Origin of the sequence: Paraburkholderia sp. NMBU_R16 (genome assembly GCF_013282575.1) — a bacterium.
Lineage (GTDB): Bacteria > Pseudomonadota > Gammaproteobacteria > Burkholderiales > Burkholderiaceae > Trinickia.
The window spans coordinates 87686-107715 of sequence record NZ_JAAAYE010000015.1; the positions used below are offsets into that span (position 1 = coordinate 87686).

At 62.8% G+C, this 20030-nt stretch carries 20 protein-coding genes; 7 read left to right on the forward strand and 13 right to left on the reverse strand.

Features of this window, described 5'->3' with window-relative positions; translation table 11 throughout:
* Positions 1-35: 35 nt before the first annotated feature.
* From GWC77_RS10150 to GWC77_RS10195, 9 genes are all read right to left on the reverse strand, one after another.
* Positions 36-830, reverse strand: a complete 795-nt coding sequence (locus tag GWC77_RS10150; protein ID WP_173256786.1) for an ATP-binding cassette domain-containing protein — start codon at positions 828-830, stop codon at positions 36-38.
* A 27-nt stretch (positions 831-857) separates the two neighbouring features.
* Entirely contained in the window at positions 858-1856 is a 999-nt protein-coding gene (locus GWC77_RS10155) for an ABC transporter permease (protein WP_173256787.1), read from the reverse strand.
* An 80-nt stretch (positions 1857-1936) separates the two neighbouring features.
* Positions 1937-2932: a sugar ABC transporter substrate-binding protein gene (locus tag GWC77_RS10160; protein ID WP_173256814.1), complete on the reverse strand. Its 996-nt coding sequence runs from the start codon at positions 2930-2932 to the stop codon at positions 1937-1939.
* A 323-nt stretch (positions 2933-3255) separates the two neighbouring features.
* Positions 3256-3816, reverse strand: coding sequence for a flagellar transcriptional regulator FlhC (flhC, locus tag GWC77_RS10165; RefSeq protein ID WP_173256788.1), 561 nt, complete (start codon positions 3814-3816; stop codon positions 3256-3258).
* 10 nt (positions 3817-3826) lie between these two features.
* Positions 3827-4147, reverse strand: coding sequence for a flagellar transcriptional regulator FlhD (flhD, locus tag GWC77_RS10170; protein ID WP_173256789.1), 321 nt, complete (start codon positions 4145-4147; stop codon positions 3827-3829).
* A gap of 471 nt (positions 4148-4618) precedes the next feature.
* Positions 4619-5374, reverse strand: a complete 756-nt coding sequence (gene pcaD, locus GWC77_RS10180) for a 3-oxoadipate enol-lactonase (RefSeq protein ID WP_173256790.1) — start codon at positions 5372-5374, stop codon at positions 4619-4621.
* Between the two features lie 33 nt (positions 5375-5407).
* Positions 5408-6610, reverse strand: a complete 1203-nt coding sequence (gene pcaF / locus GWC77_RS10185; protein WP_173256791.1) for a 3-oxoadipyl-CoA thiolase — start codon at positions 6608-6610, stop codon at positions 5408-5410.
* 37 nt (positions 6611-6647) lie between these two features.
* Positions 6648-7298 (reverse strand): 3-oxoacid CoA-transferase subunit B, encoded by a 651-nt coding sequence (locus tag GWC77_RS10190; protein ID WP_173256792.1) that lies wholly within the window; start codon positions 7296-7298, stop codon positions 6648-6650.
* Between the two features lie 10 nt (positions 7299-7308).
* Complete coding sequence (locus tag GWC77_RS10195) at positions 7309-7992, reverse strand: 3-oxoacid CoA-transferase subunit A (RefSeq protein ID WP_173256793.1); 684 nt, start codon at positions 7990-7992, stop codon at positions 7309-7311.
* 327 nt (positions 7993-8319) lie between these two features.
* Here GWC77_RS10195 and GWC77_RS10200 point away from each other — a divergent pair, with 327 nt between their 5' ends.
* Positions 8320-9060, forward strand: coding sequence for an IclR family transcriptional regulator C-terminal domain-containing protein (locus GWC77_RS10200; RefSeq protein WP_217283234.1), 741 nt, complete (start codon positions 8320-8322; stop codon positions 9058-9060).
* 42 nt (positions 9061-9102) lie between these two features.
* Here the strand turns inward: GWC77_RS10200 and treA are convergent, their stop codons facing one another.
* Positions 9103-10755, reverse strand: a complete 1653-nt coding sequence (gene treA, locus GWC77_RS10205) for an alpha,alpha-trehalase TreA (RefSeq protein WP_173256794.1) — start codon at positions 10753-10755, stop codon at positions 9103-9105.
* 168 nt (positions 10756-10923) lie between these two features.
* Complete coding sequence (locus GWC77_RS10210; RefSeq protein ID WP_173256795.1) at positions 10924-11340, reverse strand: hypothetical protein; 417 nt, start codon at positions 11338-11340, stop codon at positions 10924-10926.
* Positions 11341-11538: 198 nt separating this feature from the next.
* Between GWC77_RS10210 and GWC77_RS10215 the strand changes: the two genes are divergently transcribed.
* Positions 11539-11949, forward strand: coding sequence for a response regulator (locus GWC77_RS10215; RefSeq protein ID WP_173256796.1), 411 nt, complete (start codon positions 11539-11541; stop codon positions 11947-11949).
* A 335-nt stretch (positions 11950-12284) separates the two neighbouring features.
* Positions 12285-13859 carry an ATP-binding protein gene (locus GWC77_RS10220; RefSeq protein WP_254366894.1) on the forward strand — a complete coding sequence of 525 codons (1575 nt, stop codon included), beginning with the start codon at positions 12285-12287 and terminating at the stop codon, positions 13857-13859.
* Positions 13860-13885: 26 nt separating this feature from the next.
* On the opposite strand, the gene GWC77_RS10225 is transcribed toward GWC77_RS10220, so the two are convergent.
* A complete protein-coding gene (locus GWC77_RS10225) occupies positions 13886-14512 on the reverse strand; it encodes a glutathione S-transferase family protein (RefSeq protein ID WP_173256798.1) in 627 nt (208 codons plus the stop codon).
* Positions 14513-14617: 105 nt separating this feature from the next.
* Here GWC77_RS10225 and GWC77_RS10230 point away from each other — a divergent pair, with 105 nt between their 5' ends.
* Positions 14618-16270, forward strand: coding sequence for an ATP-dependent helicase (locus GWC77_RS10230; protein WP_173256799.1), 1653 nt, complete (start codon positions 14618-14620; stop codon positions 16268-16270).
* Positions 16271-16783: 513 nt separating this feature from the next.
* Positions 16784-17050 carry a YodC family protein gene (locus GWC77_RS10235; RefSeq protein WP_173256800.1) on the forward strand — a complete coding sequence of 89 codons (267 nt, stop codon included), beginning with the start codon at positions 16784-16786 and terminating at the stop codon, positions 17048-17050.
* A gap of 55 nt (positions 17051-17105) precedes the next feature.
* On the opposite strand, the gene GWC77_RS10240 is transcribed toward GWC77_RS10235, so the two are convergent.
* Entirely contained in the window at positions 17106-17417 is a 312-nt protein-coding gene (locus GWC77_RS10240; RefSeq protein ID WP_173256801.1) for a superinfection immunity protein, read from the reverse strand.
* Between the two features lie 116 nt (positions 17418-17533).
* Here GWC77_RS10240 and GWC77_RS10245 point away from each other — a divergent pair, with 116 nt between their 5' ends.
* Positions 17534-18991, forward strand: a complete 1458-nt coding sequence (locus tag GWC77_RS10245) for a M20/M25/M40 family metallo-hydrolase (protein WP_173256802.1) — start codon at positions 17534-17536, stop codon at positions 18989-18991.
* Between the two features lie 96 nt (positions 18992-19087).
* Positions 19088-19666 carry an NnrU family protein gene (locus GWC77_RS10250; RefSeq protein WP_173256803.1) on the forward strand — a complete coding sequence of 193 codons (579 nt, stop codon included), beginning with the start codon at positions 19088-19090 and terminating at the stop codon, positions 19664-19666.
* Positions 19667-20030 lie beyond the last annotated feature (364 nt).

The following is a 20030-nucleotide window of genomic DNA, read 5'->3' on the forward strand; positions in this document are numbered from 1 at the left end:
TCGCCGTACCGCTGACGCGATTGCGCGATCGAAAATCATGCGATCGCCTTGACGTCGGCCTCTTTGGCACCGGTCATGATCGCGACGGCTTCCGACATATGGATGTCTTTCGTGTTGACGAGCGCGGCGCGCCGGCCGAGACGCTGGATATGGATGCGATCGGCAATTTCGAAGACATGCGGCATGTTGTGACTGATCAAGATGACCGGCAGGCCACGGTCGCGCACGCGCCGGATGAGCTCGAGCACCATGTTGCCTTCCTTCACGCCTAGCGCGGCCGTCGGCTCGTCGAGAATCACGACATGGCGCGCGAACGCGGCGCTGCGCGCCACGGCCACACCCTGGCGCTGTCCGCCCGAGAGCGTTTCGACCGCCTGCCGCATCGAGCGAATCCCGATCTGCAGGTCCTTCATGGCGGAAGTCGCTTCCTCGAGCATGCGGCGCTTGTCGATCATCTGGAGGATGGAGCCGCGCCAGCCCGGCAGTCGGCGTTCGCGTCCGAGAAAAAGGTTTTCCGCGATCGTCATCGCGGGCGCGACCGCGAGTTCCTGATAGACGGTCTCGATGCCTTTCTCGCGCGCATCGAGCGGGCTGCGGAATTGCACGCGTGCGCCGTCGAGCAGGATTTCGCCTTCGTCAGGCACGAGTGCACCGGAGAGCGCCTTGATCAGCGACGATTTGCCCGCACCGTTATCGCCGATGACGGCGAGGATTTCACCGGGCAGGACCTCGAAATCGCAACCGTCGAGCGCGGTGACTTGTCCGTAGCGCTTGACGAGGCCCCGGGCCTGCAGCACCGGCGCGGCCGAATGGGAAGAGGGTGTCGACATGGCGGTTCCTTGATGAATACAGGCGCGTCAGGCGCGGCGATGCGAGAGCTTGTCGGCCGCAACGGCCAGAATCACGAGAACACCGGTGATCAATACCTGATACACCGACGAGACGCCGATCAGCGTCAGCCCGTTGCGGAACACACCGACGATCAGCGCGCCGAGCAGTGTGCCGACGATCGACCCGCGCCCGCCGAAGAGGCTCGTGCCGCCGAGCACGACAGCCGTGATGCTGTCGAGATTCTCGGTCTGTCCGGCCTGCGGGTCGCCAACGCCGGTTCGCGAGACGAGCAGCAGGGCGGCAATGCCGTAGATGAAGCCGGCTATCGTATAAACGCAAACGAGGATGCGCTGCGACGACAGGCCCATGAGCCGCGCCGCTTCGGGGTTGTTACCGAGCGCATAGAGATGCCGGCCGGGGACGGTATTTCGGAGTACGAACCAGGTCGCGAGATACATGAGCAGCGCGAGCACGGTTCCATAGGTAACCTCGGCCGGGCCGATCGAGAATGTGTTGCCGAGGAACATCATCGCGTCGGGCAGATTCGAGACCGTTTCGGCATTCGAGTAGATCTGCGTGAGCGCGAACGCGATGTTGAGCGTACCGAGCGTCACGATGAAGGACGGCAGCTTGATGCGCGTGACCAGTACCCCGTTCAGAAGTCCGAACAATGCACTGGCGCCCATGCCGCAGAGAATCGCCAGTACGGGCGGCACGCCGAGGCCTACGGCGAACTTCGTCATGACGATGGAGCCGAAGGCCATCACCATGCCGCACGACAGATCGATACCCGCGGTGAGCACGATCAGCGTCTGGCCGATGGCGATCACGGCGACGACCATCGTCTGCTGCAGAATCAGCGAGAAATTCTGAAACGAAAGGAAGCGATGAGTCTGCGTGAAGAAGAATGCGCAGGCGGCGATCAGTGCGATCAGCGGGCCGGCTTCGGCGATGGTCGGCATGCGGTGCTGATGCGGCCGCGAGACGGGTGCCGGTGCGACCGGCGGAGCGGATCGAGTCGTCATGGTGCGTCTTCTCGTCAGTACGGGGGATAACGTGGCGCGGACTTCGTCAGAGGGCCCGAAGGCCGCGCCGGAGGGAGGGCTTAGCTGCCCCAGCAGTTTTCGAGGCCGAACTTCGTGTCCTTGCTGTCCACGCCTTGCATCGGCTTGTCGGTGATGAGGGTCACGCCGGTGTCCTTGTAGCCGCTGACCTTCTTGCCGGTCTTGGCATACTCGGCTCCGGCTTCCACGCCGAGCGCCGCCATCTTGAGCGGGTACTGCTGCGCGGTGGCGGCGATCTGGCCGGCCTTCACGTTGCGCACGCCTTCGCAGCCGCCGTCGATCGATACGATCAACACGTCTTTCTCCTTGCCGGCTGCCTTCAGTGCGCGATAAGCGCCGGCTGCCGCAGGCTCGTTGATCGTATAGACCACATTGATATCGGCGGCCTTTTGCAGGCAGTTTTCCATTGCCGTTTGACCCTTCGCCCGGTCGCCGCGCGTGTCCTGGCTGCACACGATGCTCGGATCGCCTTCCTTGATGCCGAAGCCCTTCAAAAAGCCGTTATGGCGCAGAACGCCGACGGAAATTCCCGGTGCGAGATCGAGCGTGGCGATCTTGGCGGGCTTGCTGCCGAGCGCGGCTTTGGCGTATTCGCCGATCAATTCGCCGGCCTTGAAGTTGTTGGTGGCGAACAGCGCATCGGTCGCATCCTGCGGATCGGTCGGCGTATCGAGCGCAATGACCATGACACCGGCCGAGCGCGCCTTCTTGATGGCCGGAACGATGGCTTTCGTATCGCTCGGCGTGATGAGGATGGCCTTGGCGCCCGCGGCCGTCATGTTCTCGATCGCGGTCATCTGGCTGGCGTTGTCGCCGTCGAACTTGCCGGCGGCCGTTCGCAGCTCGACTCCGTCCTTCTTCGCGGCGTCCTCGGCACCTTGTTTCATCTTGACGAAGAACGGATTGGTGTCGGTCTTGGTAATCAGACCGACGACAACCTTGTCGGCCGCGCGAGTGCCGCTCGCGCAGAGCGCTGCGGCAACGGCCGTGGACAACATGGCGGCGCGCGCGAGCGCGGCATAGGGGCGAGTCTTCATCAAGGGTTCCTCCTCCGATGGGTGCAGCGGTTCTTGTTGGTGATGGCTTCGAAGACTAAATCAACTTGCGTGATTTAGTACAGCAGCGCGGAGACGAGGAGTCAAGAAACAGGAAATGCGGCGGTGCGGCATAACCGTGGCAGGCGAGTGCGCGGAGCGGCCCGTAAAAAGGCCGCAGTGTGCTTATGTTGCTTTGCGCAAATGCGATTGCCGGCTACGGGTAAATCCGGAGGAAAAAGCAAAGAAAAAGCCCGTTCGAAAGAGCGGGCCTTTTGAAAAGAGAGCGTGAAGCGCTCGCGTGGCGGAGACGATATGCGGCGGTTTTACGCCGCGCAGGCGGCTTGGACCGCTTCTTTACCCGCGGCGGCTTTCTTGGTCTTACCGGCCCTCGAAGGCGGTTGACACGCGCCGCATACGACGTTTTGCTGAAGGTCGTGCTTGTGCGCGATGAATTTGCCGCTGCAGCGGCAGCAGGGCGTGAGCTGCAGCATGTCGGCGTCGAAAAAGCGCACGAGCGTCCACGCACGCGTGAGATCGAGCACCGGCTCGCATTCGCCGTGTCTGCAGTGCTCGAGATAAAGCCGGTAGCCTTTGGTCAATGCGTCCAGATGCGAGCAGCCCGCTTCGTTTTTCAGAAAGAGGTACGTGTTATAGAACAGCGACGCATGGATGTTGGCCAGCCAGGTCATGTACCAGTCCGCCGAGAAAGGCAGCATGCCTTTGGGCGGCGAGGCGCCCTTGATCTCGCGATAAAGGCGAATCATCCGATCCCGCGACAGCGACAACTCGCTTTCGAGCACCTGCATGCGCGCGCCGAGTTCGATCAGGGCGATGGCGCGAAAGACTTCCTGGGCGTCTTCGGTGAGGCTTTTCTTCGGACCCATGACGCGCCCCTTAAGCGAATTGTTCGACCGGCTGACCCGCGAGGAGAATCGCGGCATGCGTTGCGGCGACATCGGTATTCTTGGCCGTTTGGGTGAGGGCCGAGAGCATCGAATGGTCGTTGAAGCGGAAAAAGCACAGCAACTGGTCCGACGAGGCCAGCTTGACGCATTGCGCGAGCGAAAGACCGGCGAGCAGATCGGCCAGTTGCGACGACAGGCCAAGGCGGAACATGCCGATCGCCTTGTCCTCGCGCAGCATGCGCTGCGCGAGCATGATGTACGACAGGTTAATTTCGCGGATTGAATCCAGCGTCTCGCCGTTGCGGTCCATTTGTCACGCTTCCGAAGCCCCGTTGGTTTGTTTCCGGTAATTTGTACCGTGTAATTCTTTCTTTTTTCGGCCGACAACGTTTGCTCGACCGTTCCAGTAACTTTGATACAAGGCGTTACATTTCGTAACAACCAATGAAGCGCATTGTACGAACTGAACTTCGGTAAATCAATCCCTTCCCATAAAATGTACGAAAAATTTATCTAAGGGTTTTCGGCAATTTTTTCGCGAATGTGTAACAGGGAAAGTTGACCGATGTCGCTCAGACGTTTGATTCCGTTACCGAAACGGGGCTCGCTGGATGGAAGAGGAAAAAAATGCGGCTGCCGCGCGGCGGTGGGCGCCGTGTGACGAACGAGCGGGGAAGAGCAACCTATTGGCTCGATCTATTTGCGGCGCCCGCGCCGATAGTTGCTGGCGAAGACCGCAGACGCGGGCGCCGTGCTCAGGGTGACGCTGACAGCGAGCGTGTCAGGCGAGGAACTTCAGCAGTGCGTCGGTAAATGCGGGCGCAGCTTCGACGTTCGACAAATGCGCAGCGTCGATCGGGACGAGTTGCGCGCCACGAATGCGATCCACCATGAACCGAGCATCGGCTACCGTCGTAACTGGATCATGCTCGCCTGCTATCACGAGCGTGGGGCATTCGATGCGCTCGATCTCGTCGCGCAGGTCCGTGCGGGCCAGTACCTCGCAGCCGGCTATGTAGCCTTCGGGTGAAAGCGTGCGCAAGCGCGCGGTCAGCGCGTCGACGGTCGATCCGTGCGCCGCCACGAACCCCTGCGTAAACCAGCGCGCGGCGGAGCCTCCCGCCACTTCGTCGAGCCCGCGCGAGCGTACCAGCTCGATGCGCTCGCGCCAGCCCTCCGATTTGCCGATGCAGGCCGCCGTATTGCAGAGCACGAGCTTGTCGATGCGCGTCGCCGCATGAATGCCGAGCCACTGCCCGGTCAAGCCTCCCATCGAAAGGCCGACGAAGTGCGCGCGTTCGATATCGAGCAAGTCCAGCAGCGCGAGCACGTCGCGTCCGTAATCGTCGATGGCATAAGGCGGCGGTGGGAGTGCCGAGCGGCCGTGTCCACGCGTGTCATAGCGCAGCACGCGAAAGGTGCGCGCGAGGACTTCGGCTTGCGGGTCCCACATTTCGAGCGTGGTGCCGAGCGAGTTCGACAGTACGACCACCGGGGCGCCCGCCGGTCCGGCAAGCTCGTAATGAAGCGTCGTCATGATTGTGGTGTCTCCGGTCGATGGCGTAGCCGATCATACGCGCTCGATGACGAGCGCGATTCCTTGACCGACGCCGATGCACATCGCGCACAGCGCGTAGCGGCCCCCCGTGCGGGCAAGCTGATAGGTGGCCGTGGTCGCGAGGCGGGCACCCGATGCGCCGAGCGGGTGCCCAAGCGCAATCGCGCCGCCGTTCGGATTGACGCGGGCATCGTCGTCCGCGAGCCCGAGGCTGCGTGTCACGGCGAGCGCCTGCGCGGCGAAGGCTTCGTTCAGTTCGATGACATCGATGCGATCGAGTGCGAGGCCGGCTTTGTCCAAAACTTTGCGGACCGCCTGAGCCGGGCCGAAGCCCATGATGCGCGGCGCGAGGCCGCTCGTGGCCATCGCGATCACGCGCGCGCGCGGACGCAGTCCGAAGCGCGCAGCCGTTCGTTCGTTGGCGAGCAACAGCGCGCAGGCGCCGTCGTTGACGCCCGATGCGTTGCCCGCCGTCACCGTGCCGTCGGGACGCACGACGCCCTTGAGCTTGGCCAGCGCTTCGAGCGTCGTCGCGCGCGGGTGCTCGTCCTTGGCCACGACGAGCGGCTCGCCCTTTTTCTGAGCTACGTGAACGGCGATCAGCTCGTCATCGAAGCGCCCGGCTTCCTGCGCGGCTGCGGTGCGCATTTGCGAACGCAGGGCGAAGGCGTCCTGGTCTTGACGGCTCACGCCGAACTCCGTTGCGACGTTTTCCGCGGTCTCGGGCATCGAGTCGACGCCGTACATCGCTTTCATCGCCGGGTTGACGAAGCGCCATCCGATCGTTGTGTCTTCAACTTTCATCGAGCGGCTGAACGCGCTGTCGGCCTTGCCCATGACGAACGGCGCCCGGCTCATGCTTTCGACGCCGCCCGCGATCATGAGGCCCGTCTCGCCGGTCTTGATCGCGCGTGCCGCGATGCCGAGCGCATCGAGCCCCGAGCCGCAAAGCCGGTTCACGGTGCTGCCCGGAACCTCGACCGGCAGCCCGGCGAGCAGCGCGGCCATGCGGGCGACGTTGCGGTTGTCTTCGCCGGCCTGATTCGCACAGCCGTAGATGACGTCGTCGATCGCCTGCCAGTCCACGCCGGCATTGCGTTCGACGAGTGCCTTGATCGGCAATGCGGCGAGATCGTCGGCGCGAACCGGGGCCAATGCGCCGCCGTAGCGGCCGAATGGGGTGCGCACGGCGTCGCAGATATAAGCATCGTTCATGGGTGTCTGTCCTTTGGCGTTCGTTCGGATGCTTTCGTCAAGCAGCGCGCGGTGCGTGGATGAGCGGCACGGGCGTTACGTTCTGCAGTGCTTCGAACGAAAGGCCTTCGACGATCTCGATCACTTCGAGACCGCGAGGCGTGATGTCGATGACGGCCAGATCGGTATAGATGCGATCGACGCAGCCGATGCCGGTCAAGGGATACGTGCAGCGCTCCACGATCTTGCATTCGCCCGTCTTCGTCAGATGATCGGTCATGACGAAAACTTGCTTGGCGCCGATCGCGAGATCCATGGCGCCGCCCACCGCCGGAATCGCGTCCGTTGCGCCGGTATGCCAGTTCGCGAGGTCGCCCGTGGCCGAGACCTGGAACGCACCGAGCACGCAGACGTCGAGGTGCCCGCCGCGCATCATCGCGAACGAGTCGCCATGATGAAAGAATGCGCCGCCTTCGAGCAACGTGACGGGCTCTTTGCCCGCGTTGATCAGTTCGGGGTCCTCATGACCCGCAGCTGGAGCAGGCCCCATGCCGAGCAGGCCGTTCTCGCTGTGAAGAAAGATCTCGCGGTCTTTCGGCAGATAGTTCGCGACCTTCGTCGGCAGGCCGATGCCGAGATTGACGTAAGCGCCTTCGGGGATGTCTTGCGCAACGCGCCGGGCGATATCGTCGCGGGTCCATTTGTTCATGCTGAGCTCCTTACGCGGCGAGCGCCGCGCTGCCGGCCACGGCAACCACGCGCTTGACGAAAATGCCCGGGGTGACGATGGCTTCGGGGTCCAGTGCGCCGAGCGGCACGATCTCGCTGACTTGCGCGATCGTGGTCGTCGCGGCCATCGCCATGATCGGGCCGAAATTGCGAGCGCTTTTTCGATAGACGAGGTTGCCCCAGCGATCGCCGCGGTGAGCCTTGATGAGCGCGAAGTCCGCCTTGATCGGATACTCGAGCACGTAGTGCCGGCCGTCGATTTCGCGCGTTTCCTTGCCTTCGGCCAACAGCGTGCCGTAGCCGGTCGGCGTGAACACCGCGCCAAGACCGGCACCGGCTGCCTGGATGCGAACCGCGAGATTGCCTTGTGGGACCAGTTCGAGCTCGATCTCGCCGGCGCGATAGAGCCCATCGAACACTTGCGAATCCGCCTGACGCGGGAAGGAGCAGACGATCTTGCGCACGCGCCGCGCTTTGAGCAGCGCGGCCAGGCCCAGTTCTCCGTTGCCTGCGTTGTTGTTGACGATGGTGAGATCTTTCGCGCCTTGCGCGATGAGCGCGTCGATCAGCTCGGCCGGCTGTCCGGCCGTGCCGAAGCCGCCGATCATCACGGTCGCGCCGTCGAAGATGCCGGCTACGGCCGCTTCGAGCGAAGTAACGGTTTTGTCGATCATGGTTGCGTGCCCGGTGAGTCGGAGCCTGTGCTCTGACTGAGTTGACGGGTGTCAATGTAGGGTTGCGGGGCGCCCGGCGTCAATGGCGATTATCGAAAATATGTTCGGTAATCGAACAACGGCGTGGCCCATTGAGCGGGAGAATGGCCTCCGGAGTGCGCCGATGTTCGATTACCGCACATATAGGCTAGAATCCGGCCATTGAAATAGGAGGTAGCGATGTCCCCGCATTCAGAAACCGACCCTCGGCCGGTCGACCCGGAAATCCCGGCGAGCATCGAGCCCGAAGCGGGCGCCGCAGCGGTAGCCGAGTCCGACCCGGATTTCATGACATCGCTGGCACGGGGCCTCCTGGTCATCCAGGCCTTCTCGGCTCAGCGCCGCGTGTTGACGACTTCGCAAATCAGTCAGCGCACGGGCATTCCGCGCGCGGCCGTCAGGCGTTGTCTGCATACGCTCGGGAAGCTCGGCTTCGTCAGTGCCGAAGATGGCCGCAATTTTTCCTTGCGGCCACGCATTCTCGCGCTCGGTCATGCGTATCTTGCGTCGACGCCGCTCGCCAATGCCGCGCAGCCGGTATTGCGGCATATGAGCAATACGCTGAATGAATCCAGCTCGGTCGCCATTCTCGATGGCGATGAAATTCTTTATATCGCGCGAGCCTTCACTTCGCGGATCATGACGATCGACCTGCACGTGGGCAGCCGGTTACCGGCGTACTGCACCTCGATGGGCCGGGTGCTGCTTTCGCATCTGGGTGCCGATGCGCTCGATGCGTATTTCGAGCGCGCCAAGCTGATTCAATACACACCGCGCACGATCGTGACGCGCGAGGGCTTGCGCGAGGCGCTCGATTCCGTCCGGCGCAACGGTTATGCGATCAACGATCAGGAGCTCGAAATCGGACTGCGCTCGATCGCGGTGCCGATCCAGGCGCCCGACGGCCGCGTGGTCGCGGCGCTCAATGTCGGCGTTCAGGCCGCGCGCATCTCCGTGGCCGAAATGGAGAGTCGTTTCCTGCCGGTGTTGAGGGACGGTGCGCGCGAGCTGGGACTGTTGCTCGTTTGAGGTGGCTGCCGGACCACGCTCGTCAGCTCGCGCGCCCACGCGTCACTGTCCTGGCGCGTATAGATCGAGCAGCCTGAGCGTCACGCCATTGGTCCAACCGAAGCCGTCCTGCAGCGGATACTCACCGCCACCTCCGCCCCCTGCGTTCGGCCCCTCGACGACGTATTTCTCGACCAGTTTTTGCTGCGCCGCATAGACTTGTTTGACGTCGGCCAAAAAGCGCGTGCCGACGTCTTTCGCGAGGTCGTCGCGCCCATAGCGGCGCGCGCCTTCGATCGTCAGCCAATGCAATGGCGCCCAACCGTTCGGCGCATCCCATTGCTGGCCCGTCTCGAACGTCGTCGTCGCGAGACCCCGCTCTTTCAGCAGGTTCTGGTTGACGGCCGACAGCGTGCGCTGAGCACGCTCGGGCCACGCGACACCGGCAAACAGCGGATAAAGCGCGGCGGCGGAAAGGTTGTCGCGCGGCTTGCCGAGCCGCCAATCGTAGTCGCCGTAGTAGCCGTTGCGATTCCACAGATAGTGATTGATGCCTTCGGCCCGCCGCTTGGCTCGGCCGATGAACTCGGCGACGCAGCGAAAATCGCGCGCCACGCCGCAGCCTTTGACGATCGTGATCTCGAGCCCGAACATCAGGCTGTTCAGGTCGACCGGAACGATCGACGTCGTGCGAATCGTCGTGAGGGTGCGGTTATCGCCGAACCAGCGCGAGCTGAAATCCCAGCCCGACTCGGCAGCGGCACGCAGATCGCGATAGACCTCGTTGGCCGGGCGTGACGTGACCTGCTGCGCGGTCTTCACGTCCTCCAGATAGGATTCGTCACGCGGCGTATCGCGTTCGTCCCAATAGCGATTCAGCACCGTCCCGTCCTGCATCACCACGACGTTGCGCGTCGCCTGCCCACGCTGCGTCGCGTTTTCGCCGGTCATCCAGTAGGCGTACTCCTTGCGCAACTGCGGCAGATATTTCTGATAGACGCGTGGGCCCTCGTTGTTGGCGGCGAGCGTGACCATCTGCGCGAAGAACGGCGGCTGCGAGCGGCTCAGGTAGTAAGTGCGATTGCCGTTGGGAATATGGCCGAAGCGGTCGATCTCATAGGCGAAATCGTCGAGCATGTCGTCGACGAGATCTTCGTGCCCCGACTCCTGCAGGCCGAGCATCGTGAAGTAGGTGTCCCAGTAGTACCCCTCGCGAAACCGGCCCCCCGGCACTACATACGGCTTCGGTAGGGCAATCAGCGAGCTGAAGGGCGGGGCGCTCGTCGTGGTGCGCGTCAGTTTCGGCCACAGCCAGTTGATATGGTCGCGCAATGACTGTCCGCTTGGCGGTGTGATAGGCGGCTCGGTCGGCAGCGTGAAATTGGCGAGGACAAAACTTTTTAAATCGAAATTCGGTTGATTCTTTTGCTGCGCGTAAAGCTGCAGGATAGTGGCGGGATCGCTGTTCGGCGTGGCATCGACGAATGTTTTCTGGTCGTCGAAGATTTGCTGCGTCTGCACGGCAACGAATAAATCGCCATAAAGTTCGGACGGGGGCGGCGGCAGCGTGGCCAGCGCATCGGCGCGGGCCAGCCCGGCGCCGGCGAGCCCGCCCAGCAACAGCAGGCCGGCGAGCTTCGAAGCGGTACGCTGCGGGAATGGTTTGACCTGGGAAAAACGCGGACGAGAACAACGGAATTCGGACGATGCGAACATTGCTCCTCCTGATCGATGACGATTGATTGCGTCTGGTCTCCTCTTTTTCGTAGTCGTGCCCGGAATCGGGGCAACGCGATTTTGCCAGATCGCGCATAAAAGAAAATCGCCGCCTGACTTTTAAAAAACAGGCGGCGATTTCGAATGCGGGAAAACTGCCGGATCGAATCAGGTGGTCCCGATGCCGGTTTCGTCGGAGGAGGCAGATGTGCTATCCGAATCCAGACCCTCGCCGAACCACGGGACGTCTTCGCGCAGCGCGCGCAAATAGGCTTCCCAACCGCGGGGATTGCCGTCGAAGAGATGGCGGCGCACGGACAGCGCCAGCGCGTCGCGATCGAGCGGATCGTCGAGCAGCAGTTGGGGCCATAGACAGAAAGCGTGCAGCACGTTGGCGCCGAATTCACGCACCGTCATGCGTTCGAAGACGTACTCGACGAACGGAACGTCGGCGAGCAGTTGTTGCGTTGCGATCAATTCGCCGATCGTTTCGTCGCCGCGCTCGTACTCGAGGATGTGGCTCAACGTCTGCAAAGCCGCGCCGAGATGCAGCAGCAGGGCTCGGCGTTCGAACGCGTCGTTCATTTCCAGTTTCCTCCCCCGGTAGTGACTTCCGTGAGCGCACAGGCGAACACGGACAGTCCCGTCATTGTAGGCGTATCGGCCATCGACCTGGATCGAATCTTGAATGTCCAAAGCGGGTTCGCCGCGCTCGATGCAACTTGCCTCCCGCCAGCGAGTCCCAAGCAGCGTTTCGGATATGGGCGGGCAGGCACAAGTCATATGAATGGAGCTTTGAGACTGGAGCAGGTCAGCATCGTCGTCGTGGACGATGATCTCGCCAGCCGGGAATCGCTGGCGCTCCTGCTCGAATCGGAGGGCGCGCGTGTAGTGACCGCCCACGATGCGGAGGAAGGTGTCGATGCCATCTTGCGCACGCGACCCGATGCGGTGGTGTGCGACATCGATTTACCCGGTATGGACGGGTTTTATCTGATCCAGCGCATGCGCGACGATGAAATCCGCAGCGATCGGACACCCGCCGTCGCGGTGGCGGTCACCGGCCATTCGGGCGACGCCTACCGCTTGCGCAGTATCGGCGAGGGCTTTCAATATTTCATGACGAAGCCGATCGAGCCCGCGCAATTCGTCGCATGGTTGGCCGACGCGATAGGGGAGCGCACCACGAATTAGTGTGGACAGACCTGGCTCCAACCGCCAGACGGGCGCCCGGCAGACCTGTATGCGTCCGAGGTAGTTTTTGCAAATTTTCCTGTCAAAGTTGCGTTTCGATTAGACGCCGCGCACCGGGCGAGTGCGAACGTCGCGAGGCGAGCGCGCCACCGCCGTATTTTTTCGAGCAGCAGTTAGCCCGCGGCAGTGCCAACAGCGGCGGCGACCGGCGGATACCGCATAGGCATATATCATGCTTGAAGGGTCATCCAATGCGATACCGTGCGCTTGCCCTCAACGAATTCTCATCGTCGTCGCTTATGCATTCGGATCTCCCCGCCTGGGACGCTCGGCCAATGTCGGTGCCGTCTGCGCTCGAAGCGCCCTTCGAGGAGCGTTTCCGGATTCTCGTCGAATCGGTCCAGGACTACGCGATTTTCATGCTGGACGCCGATGGATATGTCATCAGCTGGAATCCGGGCGCGCAAAAGATCAAGGGTTATGCGGCCGACGAAATCGTCGGCCGGCACTTCTCGACGTTTTATCCCCCTGAGGACGTAGCCCGCGGCAAGCCGGCGGCCGAACTCGCGGCGGCAGCCGCCGATGGTTCGGTGGAAGACGAAGGCTGGCGCGTGCGAAAGGACGGCACGATGTTCTGGGCCAACGTCGTCATCACGGCGGTCTACAAGAACGAGGACGGCATGCGCAAGCTGTGCGGCTACGCGAAGGTCACGCGCGACATGACGGAGCGCAAGCGGCTGCGCGATCTCGAAGCGGCGAGCCAGCACATGAACGAGTTCCTCGCGACGCTCGCTCACGAACTTCGCAACCCGCTGGCGCCCGTGACGAACGCGTTGAGCGTCATGATGCTCGAGCCGCTCATTAGTCCGACACTGAGGCAATGCCGCGATCTCATCGATCGGCAGATCGCGCATTTGACGCGGCTCGTCGACGATCTGCTCGACGCCGGGCGCATCACCACGGGCAAGATCGCGCTGCGGCTCGCACCGGTCGATCTGCGCGAGGTGGTATCGCGCTCGGTCGAAATGATTCGGCCGCATGTTGCCTTGCGCCAGCAACGGGTGGACGTTCACGTGCCCGAGGAGCGGGTCGTCGTCAACGGCGATATGGCGCGGCTCGTGCAGATTGCGCAGAACGTGCTCAACAATGCGTCGAAATTTTCCGAACACGGCGGCCGCATCGTGGTGTCGGTGACGGAGGAGAGACAGACGTTTGCCGTTCTGCGCGTTTCCGACAACGGATGCGGCATCGAAGCCGGAGCGCTCGAATCGATTTTCGATCTGTTCGTGCAGGCGGACCACCGGCTCGAACGAACGGAAAGCGGGCTCGGCATCGGTCTGACGTTGTGCCGGTGGCTCGTTCAGATGCATGGCGGTGCCATCGGCGCGTCGAGCGATGGCCCCGGTTGCGGCGCGACTTTCACGATTCGCTTGCCGCTCTACGGGGCGCAGCTTGCGGCCAACGACGATGCGCGCATGGGCGCCGCGGCCCCCAAGAACCTCGAGCCGGCGCTGACCGTTCTCATCGTCGACGACAACCACGATTCGGCCGACAGCATGGCCATGTTGCTGCGAATGAGAGGCCATAGCGTCGATGTGGCGTATAGCGGTGCCCAAGCGCTCACGTTCGCCCACGAAAACGCCCGCATCGACGTGGCGCTGGTCGACATCGCGATGCCCGGCGCGGACGGCTTCACCGTCATGCGTCGCCTCAAGGAGACGCCGGGGCTGCAGCACGCGCTATTTGCCGCCATGACGGGGTTCGGCCAGGCCAGCGACATTGCCCGCTCGCTCGACGAAGGCTTCGATGTCCATCTCACGAAGCCCGTGCAGTTGCCGCTCGTCGATGCATTGCTGCAGCGCGCCATCGAACGGCGTTCCGCGCCCGGGCAACCGGGCGCATTGACTTGAAACGCGCCCGGGAGCGCTGCGCGGGCTTACGTGAGCTGTCGATCGATATGTTTCTTGAACGGCGCGCGCTGCGCCAGCCGCTGATACCAGCGCTCGAGACTCGGCATGGGCGGGCGTTCGATGCCTTCGAGGCCGAACCAGCGCTTCGCAAAGGCGCCAAGGACGATATCGGCGATCGTGAACTTGTCGCCTTCGATGTGAAACCGGCCTTGTAGATGCTCGTCCAGCAGTTTCCATCGCTTCGTGAGCGTTTGCAGGTTAGCCGCGAGTGCGGCCATATCGCGGTTTTCCGGCAGCGTGCGCACCAGGGTGACGAAAACCGGGCGCTCGGCCGGCTGCAGCGTCGAGAGCGACCAATCGAGCCACCGGTCGATGCTGGCGCGCAACTTCGGTTCGCTCGGGTAGAGCGAGCTCGACGCGCCGTATTGCATGGCCAGATAACGCAGAATCGAATTCGATTCCCACAGCGAGAACGTTCCGTCGACGAGTGTCGGAATCTGTCCGTTCGGATTGAGCGCGAGGTAATCGGGATCGTCGACGTGGCCGAACTGCATGCCGGCGTCGATGCGCTCGAACGACAGACCGAGTTCGTCGCAGCACCAGAGCACCTTTTGCACATTGACCGAGTTCGCACGTCCCCAAATCTTCAGCATCTTCGAAAGCCTCCCATTGAAAAAATGCGGCGCCCGAAAAGGAGCCGGCGCGCGCGGTTTGTACAATACGCCGAATTCGAACCCTGACGCGAGAACCCTTTCCCCATGGCCCGCCTGATTCCCGACGATTGGAAGAACGTTGCCGCAACCGGCGCGGCCGAGCGCGAGCGCGAGACACTTGCGCTGCTCGAAGCCATGCTGCCGGCGAGCTACACCGTTTATCACGGCGTGCACTGGACGCGGCTGAATCGGAGTTTCTCCGTCTTCGGCGAGGCCGACTTCGCGATCGTGAGTCCGGCCGGCCGCGTGTTGCTCGTCGAGCAAAAGGCCGGCTTTCTGCGCGAGACCCCAAAAGGCCTCATGAAGGTCTATCTGCAGACGGAACGCAACGTCTCGGTCGAACTGGCTCGCACGCTCGAAACGATGCACCGCCGCTTTACCGCGGCCTTCGGCACAGGTACCTATGGCATCGAAGGCTTGCTTTATTGTCCGGACTATATCGTGAAGGACACCGCGATTGCCGGGCTCGCGCCCGAGCGGATCGTCGATGCCACGCGCAGGGAAAGACTCGTATCGATCATTCTCGACGCGTTGCCCGCCGACGAGCCGCGTTTGCCCTGTGCGCCGAAGATCCACCACTATCTTGCCGATGAGCTCTCGCTGACACCCGATGCGAGCGCGCTGGTCGGACAGGCCGGCACGCTCGTCACGCGGCTTTCGGGCGGTTTGGCGACATGGGCGCGCCGCCTTCGATTCGAGCCTTTCCGGTTGCGCGTGATCGGCACGGCCGGTTCCGGCAAGACGCAACTCGCGGTGCAAGTGATGCGCGATGCCGCGGCGAGCGGCAAACGCGCGCTTTATGTCTGCTTCAATCGCCCGCTCGCGGACCATATCGCGCGCGTTGCCCCGGAGGGAGCGAAGGTCGCGAACTACCACCAGCTTTGCGATTGGATCGCGCGCGATGTGGGCCGTGCTCCGGACTTCCAGTCCGCCGACGTCTTCGCGCGTCTGGAGGCCGTTTTTGCGCAAGCGCCGATCGACGAACATTGGCGCTTCGACGTGCTGATCGTCGACGAGGGCCAGGACTTCCAGGAGCCGTGGGTCGAGGCGCTTGCACGTCTCGTGCAGCCCGGCGGTGCATGGTGGTGGCTCGAAGACCCGCTCCAGAACCTCTATATGCGCGAGCCGGTGGCGCTGCCTGGCTGGACCGTCCTCACGGAAACGACGAACTACCGCAGCCCGCGCGACGTGCTCGATTACGTGCGCGACAAGGTTGGCGACGCTGCCCCGCGCGCGGCGGGGCTCGGTTCGGGCAGCCCCTTCGATGGTTCACAGGTCGTTTTGACGTCCTACGAGGATTCGACCCCGTCGGCCGTCGTCGAAGCGACCAAGCGCGCGATCACGCAGGCGCTGGCGCTGGGCTTCCGGAAGCAGGACATCGCAGTGCTTTCTTACCGGGGCCGCGAAGGCTCGGTGTTCACGGCGCTCGATCAGCTCGGGCCCCATCGCCTGAAGAGTTTCACCGGCAAGTACGATCTGTTCGGCAGTCCTGAATACCGCGACGGCGACGTCCTACTCGAATCCATATACCGCTTCAAAGGGCAGTCCGCTCCGTGCGTAATTCTGACCGAGGTCGATTTCGACGCGCTCGACGAGCGAGCGGCGCGCAAGCTCTTCGTCGGCGCCACACGGGCGACGATGAAATTGATCGTCGTTGCATCGCAGCGCGCATCGGTATCCCTCGCGCTACCGCAGTGATCGAATAGTGAAGCGCCGGTTTTTGCCGAAAACCCGATGCTCGCGTATAAATCGAGCGTTCATCTATGAAATTTCTGGCGATCATTTGATCCAGCCGAAATCAAATGCAACGAACGCTCGATTGACTTAGATCAAATCAAAGGGCCAAGAAACGATTATCTGCTTGCGCGTATATTGCGCCATGTCGGACATGCTATAACCGACAAAATGGCGAGATAAAATAGTATTGTTTCGAGGGCGCGACTGGCCGCCCCTTATTTGAGGCGGCGCACGCCCGCACGGCGCATCGAGGCGTATCCGCGGCGGATAGTCACGCAAGGGTATTCGCCGGCCTCAGGATTACCCTGAATCCGCTTGTAGAATAAAAATTCTATAGGTAATCTGTGTCTACCCCTTGCGTTAATCGACGAGGGGACAAACAGCAGGTGGTTTCGATAATTCGCTTTTCCGTTCGCCCGCGAACATTCCGGCATTATCGATTCGGTTCGATAACTTTTGACGGGGCGCAAATCTATGTATACAGGATCATTCGATCGGCAGGAGCAATTTTGCTCCGGCGATGTCGTGACGCTGAAGACGGGCGGTGCACGCATGACGGTCACGCACGTCGGCTCCACCGACGATGGCGGCAGTTGGTTGCTGTGTCAATGGTTCGACGAGCACGGCGAGCTGCGCCAGGAAAAGTTTCTGCAAGATGCGCTATCGCGCGAGCCGCGCTCCATCTCCCCGGGACTCGTCCGGCTTCGCGCACACGCGGGCTCGGCGCGCTCCCAAGCGTAGCCCCCATTCCGCTTGAACCGCGCGCGCCGCATTGGCGGCGTGCCCGGTCCGTGTCTCACCGATCCCGAGCTGTTCTGTCGCGAGCCTCTCTTCGCGCCACGCGCGCAGCGAGCGCTTGAGAGAATGCGACCATCGTGTGCATGCGGCGTTTGCGCACCACCTCGTGTTCGACACCGGCAGGGGGATTCGGCAAGGTCGCCCAATAGAGCGCGATCAGCCAGCCGAAGCCGGTCCAGCCAAGGCATGCGTTGAACAGGGCAATCGTCAGAACATCGCGGCGGCGCCGGCGATCGGCGATGATCGCCGGCAGGAAGTACAGCGCGAGCGCCGCGAAAACTTCGACGCCTTCGATGATCTCATCGAGCATGGTTCGCGCTAATCGACGGTAGTGAGCCGATTGTCGCGCGTTCCCGGCGTTCGTGCACGACGCGGCGGCAGGCACTATCATGTGCGCTTTGACCGATTGCGACAGTGCACTGAGCCATGACTGCAGCCGATGCCACGCAACCGCCGCTCGATCGCGGCGCCCTGAGTAAATTCGTCGAGCGCAAATGGGACGACGAGATCGTTCCCGCCTTGACCGATTACATCGCCATTCCGGCAAAGAGCCCCGCATTCGACGCGAACTGGGCCGAGCACGGCTATCTCGAGCGCGTGGTAGCCGATGCCGCGGCCTGGGCCGAGGCGCAGCGCGTGCACGGATTGACGCTCGAGATCGTGAGGCTGCCAGGGCGCACGCCGGTGATTTTTTTCGAGGCGCCTGCCACGCGTTCGGGCAGCGGCGAGTCGATCGTCCTTTACGGACATCTCGACAAGCAGCCCGAGTTCGAGGGCTGGCGCAGCGATCTCGGGCCCTGGACGCCGAAGTACGAGGACGGCAAGCTCTACGGGCGCGGCGGCGCTGACGACGGTTACGCCATCTATGCGAGTATCTGTGCGCTCGCGGCACTCGATGCGCAGGGCGTGGGGCGGCCGCGGTGCGTCGGCCTCATCGAGACTTGCGAGGAATCGGGCAGCTACGACCTGTTGCCTTATGTCGATGCGCTGCGCGAACGGCTTGGCGACGTGGGTCTCGTGGTCTGCCTCGATTCCGGTGCCGGCAATTACGATCAACTGTGGCTGACTACATCGCTGCGCGGCTTGGTCGGCGGATCGCTCGAAGTCGAGGTGCTCGACGAAGGCGTGCATTCGGGATCGTACGGCGGGATCGTGCCGTCGAGCTTTCGCGTCATGCGCCAGCTTTTCGAGCGGCTCGAAGACGCCGCGACGGGCAGGCTCCTGCCCCAGGCGTTTCACTGCACCATTCCTGAGAACCGGCTGCAAGAGGCCCAGGAGACGGCGCGGATTCTCGGCGACGAGGTCTGGAAACCGGCGCCCTGGGCGTGCGGGCAGGACGGCAAGCCTGTCTTGCCCGTCACGACCGATGCGCGCGAAGCGCTGCTCAATGCCACCTGGCGTCCGTCGCTTTCCGTGACCGGGGCGGCCGGACTTCCTGCGCTCGCCAGTGCCGGCAATGTCTTGCGCCCCCGCACGGCGTTCAAGCTGTCGTTGCGCGTGCCGCCGCTCGTCGACGCGGCGCGGGCGGTTGCCGATCTCAAGGCACTGCTCGAACTGGACCCGCCTTACAACGCGCGAGTCACATTCAAGCCCGAGGCGAGCGCTGCGAACGGCTGGAATGCGCCTCAACTCGTTCCCTGGCTGGCCGATGCGCTCCAGCAGGCGTCGCAGGCTCACTTCGGCGCGCCGTGCGCGTTCATCGGGCAGGGCGGGACGATCCCGCTCATGAACATTCTGCAGGCGGGGTTTCCGCGCTCGCAGTTCGTCGTATGCGGAGTGCTCGGCCCGAAATCCAATGCGCACGGACCGAATGAATTCCTTCATGTCCCGTTTGCCAAGCGGCTGACCGCGGCGATGGCCGAGATAGTCGCAGCTGCACCCTGATCTCGATCGAGCGCCTTCCCGCGCTACCGTAGGCTCGACCCGTTCCTATCGGGGAGCCGAAACACGAACGAAACAATAAATAGTGGAGAGTTCGACGTGGGGACGTTGATTCTTGGCTTGATCGTCTTTCTTGGGGTGCACTCGTTACGTCTCGTCGCTGAGCCCTGGCGCAACGCGAACTTCGCCCGGCTGGGCGAGGCCCGGTGGAAGGGCCTTTACTCGATCGTTTCGATCGCCGGTTTCGTGCTCGTCGTCGTGGGATACGGCATGGCCAGGCGCGCGCCCGTCGTGCTATGGGCGCCGCCTCCCGGTGTCCGTCATCTGACAGCGCTCATCGTCGCCGTGGCGTTCGTGCTCATTGCCGCCGCCTATGTGCCCGGCAGCCGCATCAAACGCATCGTCGGGCACCCGATGTACGCCGGGATAGCGCTATGGGCAGTCGGCCATTTGCTCGCGAATGGAACGGCCCAGGCGCTCGTGCTGTTCGGTGCATTCTTCATCTGGGCTACCGCCGGATTGCTGGTGTGGCGCCATCGAGATCGGCTCGCGCACGTGCAATATGCTGCAGGCTCGGCGGTCGGCGATTTCCGAGCGGCGGCGGTCGGCCTCGTCGCGTGGGCGCTTTTTGCCTTCCTTTTGCATGGCTGGCTGATCGGCGTTCGTCCCCTCGCCTGAGCCGCAGCTCTCTCTCTTTTCTCGTCCGCCGCTGTGCGCCATGCTCCGGCGCCTTCCCCGCTTGCTGGCCGGATCGGTAAAAATACCCTCATCTCCCGGCTATGTCGGACTAATCCTACGGCGGTTCGGTATATCCTACGCGACTCTCCGTCTTGCGCCGATTGTTACGCCAGTTACATTAAGTAACAATCACGCTCATAACAAAGGGTGACCTGCCCTCTGTTGCAAGGATTACCGGCTCGCGTCCGCTTTCACACCCGCACGATGCCCTGATTCAACGCAACGGCAGATCGATAAGAGCGCAAACGTTTGGCAGTCCTAACTAAAAACAGGGCGCCATTTCGCGGGGAAGACCATGCAACAA